This window comes from Streptomyces sp. NPDC053750, from assembly GCF_044544295.1.
Classification (GTDB): Bacteria; Actinomycetota; Actinomycetes; order Streptomycetales; family Streptomycetaceae; genus Streptomyces.
On the sequence record NZ_JBITXB010000010.1, the window covers coordinates 243210 to 256014 of the forward strand.

General features: G+C 70.8%; 7 protein-coding genes. 3 read left to right on the plus strand and 4 right to left on the minus strand.

Annotated elements, in window-relative coordinates:
- Positions 1-57 precede the first annotated feature (57 nt).
- The gene (locus ACIGO6_RS27040) at positions 58-894 is read left to right on the plus strand and encodes an aldo/keto reductase (RefSeq protein WP_399880606.1); all 837 of its coding nucleotides are present in this window, start codon (positions 58-60) and stop codon (positions 892-894) included.
- A 67-nt stretch (positions 895-961) separates the two neighbouring features.
- Here the strand turns inward: ACIGO6_RS27040 and ACIGO6_RS27045 are convergent, their stop codons facing one another.
- A complete protein-coding gene (locus ACIGO6_RS27045; protein ID WP_399880609.1) occupies positions 962-1888 on the minus strand; it encodes a class I SAM-dependent methyltransferase in 927 nt (308 codons plus the stop codon).
- Positions 1889-2040: 152 nt separating this feature from the next.
- Entirely contained in the window at positions 2041-3762 is a 1722-nt protein-coding gene (locus tag ACIGO6_RS27050; protein ID WP_399880612.1) for a glycoside hydrolase family 6 protein, read from the minus strand.
- A gap of 511 nt (positions 3763-4273) precedes the next feature.
- On the opposite strand from ACIGO6_RS27050, the gene ACIGO6_RS27055 reads away from it, so the two are divergent.
- Both ACIGO6_RS27055 and ACIGO6_RS27060 read left to right on the plus strand, forming a co-directional pair.
- Complete coding sequence (locus ACIGO6_RS27055; RefSeq protein ID WP_399880615.1) at positions 4274-7201, plus strand: glycoside hydrolase family 48 protein; 2928 nt, start codon at positions 4274-4276, stop codon at positions 7199-7201.
- Positions 7202-7448: 247 nt separating this feature from the next.
- Entirely contained in the window at positions 7449-10103 is a 2655-nt protein-coding gene (locus ACIGO6_RS27060; protein ID WP_399880618.1) for a cellulose binding domain-containing protein, read from the plus strand.
- Here ACIGO6_RS27060 and ACIGO6_RS27065 read toward each other — a convergent pair.
- Together ACIGO6_RS27065 and ACIGO6_RS27070 are read right to left on the minus strand one after the other, a co-directional pair.
- Positions 10096-10764, minus strand: coding sequence for a hypothetical protein (locus tag ACIGO6_RS27065; protein ID WP_399880621.1), 669 nt, complete (start codon positions 10762-10764; stop codon positions 10096-10098). The two genes, ACIGO6_RS27060 and ACIGO6_RS27065, sit on opposite strands and share 8 nt — an antisense overlap.
- Before the next feature lie 109 nt (positions 10765-10873).
- Entirely contained in the window at positions 10874-12751 is a 1878-nt protein-coding gene (locus ACIGO6_RS27070; RefSeq protein ID WP_399880624.1) for a rhamnogalacturonan lyase, read from the minus strand.
- Between the last annotated feature and the right edge of the window lie 54 nt (positions 12752-12805).

Consider the following 12805-nt stretch of genomic DNA (forward strand, 5'->3'; position numbering starts at 1 on the left):
CCCGTGATCGTTGACGATGGGAGTAACACCTTTCCACAACCGAAGGATCAAGAGCTCGTGAGCAGCAAGGTCCCCCCGATCATCCTGAACAACGGCGTCGAGATGCCCCAGCTGGGCTTCGGCGTCTGGCAGGTCCCGGACGACGAGGCCGAGACCGCCGTCGCCCAGGCGCTGGAGGCCGGGTACCGCAGCATCGACACAGCGGCGATCTACGGCAATGAAGAGGGCACCGGCAAGGCGATCGCCGCCTCCGGCATCGCCCGCGAGGAGCTCTTCGTCACCACCAAGCTCTGGAACAAGGACCAGGGGTACGACTCCACCCTGCGCGCCTTCGACACCTCACTGGGCAAGCTCGGCCTGGAGTACGTGGACCTGTACCTGATCCACTGGCCGCTGCCGTCGAAGGACCGGTACGTCGACACGTACAAGGCGTTCGAGAAGCTGCACGCCGACGGCCGGATCCGGGCCATCGGCGTCTCCAACTTCCTCCCGGAGCACCTGGAGCGGCTGATCGGCGAGACGTCGGTCATCCCGGCCGTCAACCAGATCGAGCTGCACCCCCACCTCCAGCAGCACGCCGCCCGTGAGTACCACGCGGAGCAGGGCATCGCCACCGAGGCCTGGTCCCCGCTCGGCTCCGGCAAGGGCATCCTGGAGATCCCGGCGATCGTGGCGATCGCCCAGAAGCACGGCCGCACCCCGGCCCAGGTCGTGCTGCGCTGGCACCTGCAGACCGGCAACGTGGTGATTCCGAAGTCCGTGACGCCCTCCCGGATCAAGGAGAACATCGACGTGTTCGGCTTCGCCCTGGACACCGAGGACCTCGCGGCGATCAGCGCGCTGAACGAGGACCGCCGCCTGGGTCCGGACCCGGCGCAGTTCGACGTCGTCTGAGCGTCACGCACACGGGTCGAGGCCCGGTCCCGGCGGACCGGGCCTCGACCCGTCTCGCGCACCCGCGTCAGACCGGCCGTACGGCCGTGTAGACCGTGTGCGCCACCAGCACGAACACGTCCTGCCGCCGGTGCACGCTCGCCTCGTCCCCGGGGTCGAGCAGCCGGTCGAGCGTGGTCCGGTCGACGGCGTCGAGGCCGTCCCCGATCCTGTCGCGCATCCGGGTCAGCGAGCCGGCGACGTACGCCCGCGCCTCGTCCGGCAGGGGCGCCGGCAGGTCCAGCAGGAAGCTGCGGGTACCGGTGGGCTTCAGGCCGGCCGCGGTCAGCATCGCGGGCCAGTCCTCGGTCTCGGCCACCGAGCCGGGCAGGCTCGCGCGCATCTCGGCGAAGTAGCCCTCCTCCACGGCGTGCATCCGGGCCTGCAGCCCGGGGCGTCCGATTCCGATGTCGCGAGGCAGGAAGCGGGCGGGCAGCCCGCCCTCCAGGACCGCCAGGGTGCCGCCGGGCGCGAGGTGCCCGGCGAGCGCGGCCAGGGCGGCCCGCTGGTCGCCGAGGTGGTGCAGGCTCTGGCTGGCCCACATCAGGTCGGCGGGGTACTCCAGCTCGCCCAGGACCCCGGGCAGATCGCCGGTGAGGGTGCCGAAACGGTCGGCGAGGCCGAGCCGGGCGGCGCGGTCGCGGGCCCGCTCCAGCAGCGGTCCGGCGCCGTCCGCGGCGACGACCCGGGCGCCGGGGAAGGCGTCGGCCAACAGGCAGGAGACGACGCCGGGCCCGCTGCCGACGTCCACGACCAGGCCTGGCTCGGTCGCTTCCCGCGCCAGCCAGGCCATGGCCTGCCGGTACAGCGGCGTGTACAGCTCGGCCTGCTCCTCCAGCATGGGGGCCATCTCGGCCCAGTCGATGTCGGTGTGGTCGTGAGCGTGTCCGTGTGCGTGTCCGTGTGCGTGTGCGTGTGCGTGTCCGGCGTCGTGCTGGTGGTGGTCGTGCGCCATGGTGGTCGGCCTCCCGTTCGCGGTGCCGTCAGCGTGCGACGCCGCACCGCACCGGGGCAAGCCGTGTTGCCGCAACCGCAAAAAAGTCACCCCACCGGGGCCCGGTCCCGAGAGGACCGGACCCCGGCGGCGTCATCCGCCCCTCGGTCCGCCTACGGCAGCGGCGGGTAGGCGTTCTTCATCAGCTCCTGGAACTGCGCGGAGAACCAGGCCCCGGAGATCGGGGCGTCGGGCAGGGCGCCCGACATGTTGTTGCCGTTGCGCGCGTTGCCCGTGTAGGTGGGGTCGCACATCCGGTCGAAGCCCTTGCCGTCCGGGTTGTCGATCAGCTTGCTGGAGCCGTCGGACTCGCCCGGGGGCTTCATCCACACGTACGCGTCGATCCCGGCGGCGGGGCTGGCCTGCGGGCGTTCGCCGAGACCGGCTCCGGACTGGTTGCACCAGTTGCCGAGGTGGATGCGGCGGTCGTAGCGGCCCCCGTCGACGTAGGCGTCGACGCTGGTCTGCGGGCCGGGACCGGCGGGCCGGGCGGTGCCGCCCCAGCCGTTGCGGGAGGTGTCGATCAGCATGCCGAGGTTCGTGTCGAAGCCGATCGAGACCAGCTTGTCGCGCATGGCCTGGGCGTAGGACAGCTCGTCCGTGTACTGGTTCCAGTCGACCCACTTGGACTGGCGCACGGAGGTGCCGTTCACCGAGTCCGAGATCTTGAAGTTGTCCTCCTTCAGGGCGCTGTAGTTGGCCGTGTTGACGATGAAGCCGTGCACGTCGTCGACGGTCGCCCCCTCGGTGGTCGCGGCGGTCTTGAACATCTCGGCGGAGGGGCCGAAGTTGCTGTCCCAGCCGAGCCAGCCGTGGTGGCCGGCGTCGACGTAGTTGTAGACGTTGCCGATGTCGCCGAGCTTGTTCAGGGCGTAGCCGACGCCCTTCTGGTAGTTGCCGTTGGCCTTCATCACGTCGCAGTTCTCCGTGGCGGTCGGCCGCCCGGAGACGTTGGTGACCAGGTTGGGCAGCGAGTCGATCTCGACCGTGGTGACGATCCGGAGGCCCGCGTACTTGGGGTCGGCGAGGATCTCGGCGATCGGGTCGATGTACTCGGTCTTGTACCGGTCGATCTCCGTGGGGCCTAGCTCGCCGTTGGAGGCGAGGGCGGCGCAGTCGCGGCCGGGCAGGTTGTAGATGACGAGCTGGACGGCGAGTTCGCCGGAGCCCTTCTGCGTCAGCGCCTCGTCGAGGTGGTCGCGCAGCCCCATGCCGCCGTTGGCGCCCTCGATCGCGGCGATCCGGTCGAGCCACACACCGGTGGGCTGGTTCGCGATGCGACTGCCACCCGGTTCGGCCGCGGCCTTCGCCTGCCACTCCGGGTTCACGTAGACCTTGGCTCCGGTGTACGGGTTGTCGACCTTGTCGCCCGTCTCCGGCGGGTCCGTCGGGTCCGGCGGGTCGGTCGGGCCGCCGCCGTCGACGTTGCAGGTCACGCCGTTGAGGGTGAAGGTGGCCGGGATCGCGTTGCTGCCGCTGTAGGTGGCCTGGAAGCCGAAGCTCGCCGAACCGCCGGTGGACAGGGTCCCGTTGTAGGACTCGTTGGCCACGGTGACGGCGGCGCCGCTCTGACTGACCTTCGCGTTCCAGCTGTTGGTGACCTTCTGGCTTCCGGCGTACGTCCAGCCCAGTGACCAACTGGAGGTGGCGGCACCGTTGTTGGTGACGGTCACGGCGGCGGTGAAGCCGCTTCCCCAGTCGTTCTGCACCTTGTAGTCGACGGCGCAGGCGGGGGCCGCCGCGCCGGCGTTCGCGGAGTGCGCGGCGAGGGCCGTGCCGGAGGCGCCGGCGACCAGTGTCAGGGCGGCGAGCATCGCGGTTCTGCTACGGGTCATGAGTGCGGGTTCCTTCTTTCGTGGGGTGACGAATGCTGTCGTCCCGGGCCGCGCGTCCGTCGGGCGCGGCCCCTTGCCGACGGCATGGGGGTGCCGTCGCGTGCGGAGATCAGGAACGGCCCGCGGGCACGGTGAGAGCGCCCCGGGGATGTGCGAGCCGGCGTGCCGGCCGTTCGCGCGCCGGACGGGCCGCAGCGGCGGCTAAAAGTCCTGAACGCGGGAGATGGTACGGGGGTGGCGCATGGGCGGCTCCTCGCAGTTCGGGCGCGCCGTGACGTACGCGCCGACTGGTGGAACCGCTCCCACTGGTGCTGCGAAGGTAGCGCCAAGTGACGGTGAAGAACAGAGGAGTCACCGAAATTCTCTCGGTGACGGTCGTCGAATCTTTTCGACTCTTCACACACCTTGACCGCCCTGGACCCCCTCCGCACTATGGGAGCGCTCCCACTGGTTCAAGGCTTGTTGCTCCTCCCCCACTCCCCTCCCCGAGCCGCAAGGAGGAACCAGCACGATGCACTCCGAACGCAGACGCAGACCCGGCCGCCGCGCCGCGCGGCGACTGTGGACCGCCGCACTGGCGGCCCTCGCACTCCCCCTCACGATGCTGGGCACCGGAGCAACTCCCGCCCAGGCAGCGGCAGTTCAGTGCAGCGTCGACTACCGGACCAACGACTGGGGCTCCGGCTTCACCGCGGAGCTGACGCTCACCAACCGCGGCGACGAAGCCATCGACGGCTGGACCCTGTCGTACACCTACGCGGGCAACCAGAAGCTGACGAACGGCTGGAACGGGACCTGGTCGCAGTCCGGCCGGACGGTCACCGTGACCAGCGCCGCCTACAACGCGCGGATCGCCGCCGGCGCCGCCGTCTCCACCGGCGGGCAGTTCAGCTACAGCGGCAGCAACACGGCGCCGACGGACTTCACCGTCAACGGCACCGTCTGCGCCGGGGCCCACCAGCCGCCGATCACCGTGCTGACCAGCCCGGAGCCGGGCGCGGTGTACTCGCAGGGCGAGGCGGTCCCGCTGGCGGCCACGGCAGCGGCGGCCGACGGCGCCACGATCAGCAAGGTGGAGTTCTACGACGACACCACCCTGCTGGGCACCGACTCCAGCGCGCCCTACACGCACTCCGCCTCTGGCTTGACCGTGGGCAGTCATTCTCTGGTGGCGAAGGCCTACGACAGCACGGGCGCCGCGGCGGACTCGACCCCGGTCGGCATCACGATCGCCGCGGGCCCGACCGTCGCCGCCACGCCCACCCAACTGGGCGTGCAACAGGGCGAGTCGGGAACGTACGAGGTCAAGCTGTCGAAGCAGCCGACCGCGAACGTGACCGTCACGACGTCCCGCGCGAGCGGCAACACGGGCCTGACGGTCACCGGCGGGGCGAGCCTGACCTTCACCCCGTCCAACTGGGACACCGCCCAGAAGGTGACCGTCGCCGCCGACGCCTCCGGCACCGGCTCGGCGGTCTTCGAGTCGACGGCCCCCGGCCACGGCAAGGCCACGGTCACCGTCACGCAGCTGGGCGCCACCAAGGACTACGACGCCCGCTTCCTGGAGCTCTACGGCAAGATCACCGACCCGGCGAACGGCTACTTCTCGCCCGAGGGCATCCCGTACCACTCGGTCGAGACCCTGATCGTCGAGGCCCCCGACCACGGGCACGAGACCACGTCCGAGGCGTACAGCTACCTGCTGTGGCTCCAGGCCATGTACGGCAAGGTCACCGGCGACTGGGACCGGTTCAACAACGCCTGGGAGATCATGGAGACGTACATGATCCCCACCCACGCCGACCAGCCGACCAACGCGGCATACAACGCCTCGAAGCCGGCCACCTACGCGCCCGAGCTGGACACGCCGGACGAGTACCCGGCACCCCTGGACGGCGCGGTCTCCGTCGGTCCGGACCCGATCGCCGGCGAGCTGAAGTCGGCCTACGGCACGGACGACGTGTACGGCATGCACTGGCTCCAGGACGTCGACAACACCTACGGCTACGGCAATTCGCCGGGCAAGTGCGAGGCGGGCCCCTCCGACACCGGCCCCTCCTACATCAACACCTTCCAGCGCGGCGCGCAGGAGTCGGTGTGGGAGACGGTGCCGCAGCCGACCTGCGACGCGTTCAAGTACGGCGGCCCGAACGGCTACCTCGACCTGTTCACCGGTGACGCGTCCTACGCGAAGCAGTGGAAGTTCACCAACGCCCCGGACGCCGACGCGCGCGCCGTGCAGGCCGCCTACTGGGCGGACCTGTGGGCCGAGGAGCAGGGCAGGGGCGACGAGATCGCCGGAACCCTCGACAAGGCCGCCAAGATGGGCGACTACCTGCGCTACGCCATGTTCGACAAGTACTTCAAGAAGGTCGGGAACTGCGTGGGGGCGTCGAGCTGCCCCGCCGGCACCGGCAAGGACTCCTCGCACTACCTGCTGTCCTGGTACTACGCGTGGGGCGGCGCGGTGGACACCTCGGCGGGCTGGGCCTGGCGCATCGGCTCCAGCCACACCCACGGCGGCTACCAGAACCCGCTGGCGGCGTACGCGCTGAGCACCTACGACGACCTGAGGCCGAAGTCGGCGACGGGCGCGGACGACTGGGCCAAGTCCCTGGACCGGCAGATCGAGTTCTACCGCTGGCTGCAGTCCGACGAGGGCGCCATCGCGGGCGGCGCGACCAACAGCTGGGCGGGCCGGTACGCCGTGCCGCCGGCCGGTACGCCGACGTTCTACGGCATGTTCTACGACGAGAAGCCGGTGTACCACGACCCGCCGTCCAACCAGTGGTTCGGCTTCCAGGCGTGGTCCATGGAGCGGGTCGCCGAGTACTACCAGCAGAGCGGTGACGCCCGGGCGAAGGGGGTCCTGGACAAGTGGGTCGACTGGGCCCTGTCGGAGACGACGGTCAACCCGGACGGCAGCTTCCGGATCCCCTCGACGCTGAAGTGGTCGGGGCAGCCGGACACCTGGAACGCCTCCTCCCCGGGTGACAACGGCGACCTGCACGTCACCGTCGCGGACTACACCAACGACGTCGGTGTGGCGGCGGCGTACGCCAAGACGCTGACGTACTACGCCGACCGCTCGGGCGACACGGAGGCGGCCTCGACCGCCAAGGCGCTGCTCGACGGCATGTGGGAGAACAACCAGGACGCGCTCGGCATCGCCGTCCCGGAGACCCGCGCCGACTACAACCGCTTCGACGACCCGGTGTACGTCCCGAACGGCTGGACCGGGACCATGCCGAACGGCGACACGATCGACGCGTCGTCGACCTTCGCCTCGATCCGCTCCTTCTACCAGGACGACCCGGCCTGGTCGAAGATCGAGAGCTATCTCGCGGGCGGTGCCGCGCCCACGTTCACGTACCACCGGTTCTGGGCCCAGGCGGACATAGCCCTCGCCATGGGCTCGTACGCGGAGCTACTCGAATAGTCCCCGCGAAGCGCTCCGCGGGGTTGCGCGGGTTTTCGTCTGCGGGCCGGTGCGTGGCTGGTCGCGCCCGCGCGGCGGTAGCCGCACGTTGGCACCGCCCCGCGCCCCTGCGGGGCGCTTGACGGCTCCGTGTGCATGGTTCCGCCACCGGACGGCGGAGCCACCTGCCGGGCGGCCCTCGTCCACGCCGAGGGCCGCCCGGTCCTCGCATGTGTTCTGCTCCTGACGGAAGGACGGTTCCCCCACCGTGCGAAGAACCCGCATCCTCACCGCGACGCTGGCGCTCGCGGCCGGCCTCCTCATCGGCGGCCCGCCCGCCGCACTGGCCGCCGAGACGCCGAAGGCGGCCGTGGCCGCCGACTCCTACACCTGGAAGAACGCCCGCATCGACGGGGGCGGCTTCGTCCCCGGCATCGTGTTCAACCGCTCCGAGAAGGACCTGGCCTACGCCCGTACCGACATCGGCGGGGCCTACCGGTGGCAGGAGTCGTCCCACACCTGGACGCCGTTGCTGGACCACGTCGGCTGGGACGACTGGGGTCACACGGGCGTGGTCAGTGTCGCCTCCGACTCCGTCGACCCGGACCGGGTGTACGCGGCGGTCGGCACCTACACCAACGACTGGGACCCGGGCAACGGCGCGGTGCTGCGCTCCGCCGACCGGGGTGCGAGCTGGGAGAAGGCCGACCTGCCGTTCAAGCTGGGCGGCAACATGCCGGGCCGCGGCATGGGCGAACGCCTGGCCGTCGACCCGCACGACAACGACGTGCTGTACCTGGGCGCGCCCAGCGGCAAGGGCCTGTGGCGGTCCACCGACGCGGGCGCGACGTGGTCGCAGGTGACGGCCTTCCCGAACCCCGGGAACTACGCGCAGGACCCCGGCGACACGAGCGGCTACGCCTCCGACAACCAGGGCATCGTCTGGGTCACCTTCGACGAGTCCACGGGTACGGCGGGCGCGGCCACGAAGACGATCTACGTCGGGGTCGCCGACAAGGAGAACGCCGTCTACCGCTCGACCGACGCGGGCGCGACCTGGCAGCGGATCGCCGGGCAGCCCACCGGCCACCTGGCCCACAAGGGCGTGCTGGACGCGGAGAACGGCTACCTCTACCTCGCCTACAGCGACACGGGCGGCCCGTACGACGGCGGCAAGGGCCGACTGTACCGGTACGCGACGGCGACGGGCGCCTGGACGGACATCAGCCCGGTGGCGGAGGCCGACACCTACTACGGCTTCAGCGGTCTGACCGTCGACCGGCAGAACCCCGGCACGGTGATGGCGACGGCGTACAGCTCCTGGTGGCCGGACACGCAGATCTTCCGCTCGACGGACAGCGGCGCGACGTGGACCCAGGCGTGGAGCTACACGTCGTACCCGAACCGCGAGAACCGCTACACCATGGACGTCTCGTCGTCCCCGTGGCTGACCTGGGGCGCGAACCCGACCCCGCCCGAGCAGACGCCGAAGCTGGGCTGGATGACGGAGGCGCTGGAGATCGACCCGTTCGACTCGGACCGGATGATGTACGGGACGGGCGCGACGATCTACGGCACGGAGAACCTCACCAACTGGGACGACGCAGGCGGCAGGTTCGCCATCGAGCCCATGGTCCGCGGGCTGGAGGAGACGGCGGTGAACGACCTGGCCGCTCCCCCGTCCGGTGCCCCGCTGCTGAGCGCGCTCGGTGACGTCGGCGGCTTCCGGCACACGAGCCTGACCGAGGTGCCGTCGATGATGTTCACCTCCCCGAACTTCACCTCCACCACGAGTCTGGACTTCGCGGAGACGAACCCGGACGTGGTCGTGCGGGCCGGGAACCTGGACGCGGGCCCGCACATCGCCTTCTCCACGGACAACGGCGCCAACTGGTTCGGCGGGACCGACCCGTCGGGCGTGAGCGGCGGCGGCACGGTGGCCGCGGGCGCCGACGGCAGCCGCTTCGTGTGGAGCCCGCAGGGAGCCGGCGTCCACTTCACCAGCGGCTTCGGCACGTCCTGGCAGGCGTCGAGCGGCATCCCGGCCGGGGCGGTCGTCGAGTCCGACCGGGCCGACCCGAACACCTTCTACGGCTTCAAGTCCGGGAGGTTCTACGTCAGCACGGACGGCGGCGCGACCTTCACCGCGTCGGCGGCGACCGGCCTGCCCGCCGGGGACAGCGTCCGCTTCAAGGCGCTGCCGGGCGGGGAGGGCGACATCTGGCTCGCCGGCGGGTCGGCGGACGGGCCGTACGGCCTGTGGCACTCGACGGACGGCGGCGCGACCTTCACCAAGCTCCCGAACGTCGAGGAGGCCGACACCGTCGGCTTCGGCAAGGCGGCACCGGGCGCCTCGTACCAGACCCTGTACACCAGCGCGCAGATCGCCGGCGTCCGCGGCATCTTCCGCTCCACCGACCAGGGCGCCACCTGGACCCGCGTCAACGACGACGCCCACCAGTGGGGCTGGACCGGCGCGGCCATCACGGGCGACCCGCGGGTGTACGGGCGGGTGTACGTGGCGACCAACGGCCGCGGCATCGTCTACGGCGACACGGCCGACACCGACCCCGGCCCGGGCCCCGGCCCGGCGCCCACCGGCGCCTGCGCGGTGACGTACACCATCACCAACCAGGGGGCGGACGGCTTCCAGGCCGACGTCCGCCTCACCAACACGGGCACGTCCGCGTGGAACGGCTGGTCCCTGGCCTGGTCGTTCACCGGCGACCAGAAGGTGACGCAGATGTGGAACGCGGGGCACACCCAGTCCGGCACAACGGTGACCGCCGAGAACGTCGGCTGGAATGCCGGCGTGGCCCCGGGCGCGTCCGTGAGCTTCGGGTTCACGGGGACTCGGTCGGGGGCCAACCCGGTGCCGGCCGTCTTCGAGAGGGACGGCCGGCGGTGCTCGGGCGCTAGTTGACCTGCCCCGTGAAGATCGCCGTCTCCGAGTCGAAGTCGGGGGCGACCTCGATCTGGATGAGCTTCTCGCCCTTGGGGAGTGCGCAGCCCCACGGTACGTTGATCGACCGGCCGGCGAGGAGCTTGGTCTGGGGTCCGCCCCCGAGGTCCGCGTCACTGTCGAAGATGCCCTCGCTGCTCCGCCCGTCCTTGCCGTAGGAGCAGTTGACCGTGAGGAGGGTGGAGTCGAGGGTCTCGGTGCCGCCGTTCTTCACCTTGACCGTGAACCGTACGTAGGGGGTGTTCTCGGGCGAGGCGTACTCGCCCGACACCGAGCGCTTGAAGCCGGAGAGGCTGATCTCGACGTCGGACTCGTAGGTGACCGGCTCGTCGAGTGCGACGACGCCGTCGTCGCTGTCCTCGGGCGCGGGCTCCGTCTCCTCGTCGGCCGCGGCGGCGGCGCCCTCGCTCACGGCCTCCGTCTCGGTGACGGTGACCGTGGGCGCGGGTCCCGCCTCGTCGTTGCCCGTGACGCCCGCGGTGACGGCTGCGGAGACGGCGGCGGCCACCACCGCGGCGGCCACGGCGACGACGGCCGTGTGGTTCCTCTTCGGCGGCGGAGGAGGCGGGGGCACCGGTGGCCCGTAGGCAGGCACGGGCGGCGGTGGGACGGCGTTGTTCATGGTTCCCCCCAGGGAATGATGCAGTTGCGCGGTACATCATCACCCGAGGGGCCCTCATGTGGAGATTACGTGATGAAAACGTGTCATTGATCGTGTGGCCGGCTCCGCGTCACGGCGTGTACACCGTCGGCCTGGGTGCCGTCGTCATGCCGTTGCCGAGGAAGAAGCTCGGGTGCGGGGGCTGGTTGTAGGCGGTGTTCTGCCAGGCCAGGGCCGTGCGGTACTGGGTGTCGTGGAGGAGGGTCGTGATCCTGCGGTCCGTGTCGTGCGGGGTGGAGTAGATACGCAGGGCCGTGTTGCTCGACGTGCGCCAGACGACCTCCTCCCTCCAGTCGCCGAGGATGTCGCCGGACAGGACCGGGGTGGCCTTGGTGCCGTTGTTGGACGCCACGCCGGAGCCGGTGAGCAGGCGGGTGTCGCCGGAGGTGCCGTACTTGTCGACGCGGGTGCCGTCGAGGAGTTCGCGGACGGGGTCGCCGTCCCACCAGGACAGGAAGTTGGTGCTGGAGGGCTTGCGGCTGTTCACCACCGTGCCCTTCGGGTTGCGGATGCCGCTCTCGGCCGAGGACCAGGACTCGGCGCCCGCGCTGCCGGACCAGATGTCGGCCGAGACGCCCCGGCCGTTGTCACCGCTCGCGCCCGTGGACCAGATGATCTGGCCGGTGCGGGCGTCGGCCATCCAGGACGAGGGCTTCGAGCTGTCCTCGTCGACCTTGAACTCCTCCAGGCCCGCGCGGGACGGGTCGAGGTCGCCGACGTGCATGGCGTCGCCGTGGCCGTTCTTCGTGGTCCACAGGGCGTTGCCGTTGTCGTCGACCGCCATCGCGCCGTAGACGATCTCGTCCTTGCCGTCGCCGTCGACGTCCGCCACGGACAGCTGGTGGTTGCCCTGACCGTCGTAGCCCTTGCCCGCGTTGGTGGAGGAGTTGGTGTCGAAGGTCCAGCGGCGGGTGAAGCGGCCGTCCCGCCAGTCCCAGGCGGCGATCACGGAGCGGGTGTAGTAGCCGCGCGCCATGATCAGGGAGGGGCGGGAGCCGTCCAGGTAGGCCGTGCCGGCCAGGAAGCGGTCGACGCGGTTGCCGTAGGAGTCGCCCCAGGAGGAGACGGTGCCCCGGGCGGGGACGTAGTCGACCGTGCCCATGGCCTTGCCGGTCTGCCCGTTGAACATCGTCAGGTACTCGGGGCCGGTGAGGATGTAGCCGGAGGAGTTGCGGTGGTCGGCCGAGGAGCTGCCGATGACCGCGCCGGTGCCGTCCTTCGTGCCGTCGGCGGTCTTCATGGCGACCTCGGCCTTGCCGTCGCCGTCGTAGTCGTACACCTGGAACTGCGTGTAGTGCGCGCCGGAGCGGATGTTGCGGCCCAGGTCGACGCGCCACAGCCGGGTGCCGTCGAGCCGGATGCCGTCGACGATCGTGTTGCCGGTGTAGCCGGACTGGGAGTTGTCCTTGGCGTTGGTCGGCTGCCACTTGAGGACGATGTCCAGCGCGCCGTCACCGTCGAGGTCGCCGACCGAGGCGTCGTTGGCCTCGTAGGTGTAGGCGACGCCGTCGGGGGTGGTGCCGCCGGCGGGCGGGGTGATCGGCACGTCCTTGTACCCCGCCCGGAACTGGATCGCGTGGACCGAGTCGCCCTGCTCCGTGCCGCCCACGACCGCGCGGACGGTGTAGTCGGCGTGGGAAGGGGCGCCGGAGTGGAAGTAGGTGGTGGAGCCGGTGATCGGCGTGGAGTTGACCTTCGTGCCGGCGCGGTAGACGTTGAACGCCACGTGGTCCGGGTCGGTGCCCAGCCAGCGCCAGCTGACCAGGTTGCCGTCGCCGGTGTGGACGCTGACCACGCCCCGGTCGAGGGCCTCGACCTGCCGGGCCGTGGCGGCCTCGGCCTCGTCGGTGACGAGGGTCGTCAGACCCGCGCCGACGAGCCCGGCGGCGGCGAGTGCCGCGCCGAGGACGAGCGGACGGCGTCTGCGGTGCTTGTGGGGGTGCCTCACGGGACGAACCTCCTGGGAGGACGGATGGATTCCGCCTCTCAGTCGCCGCCCGGG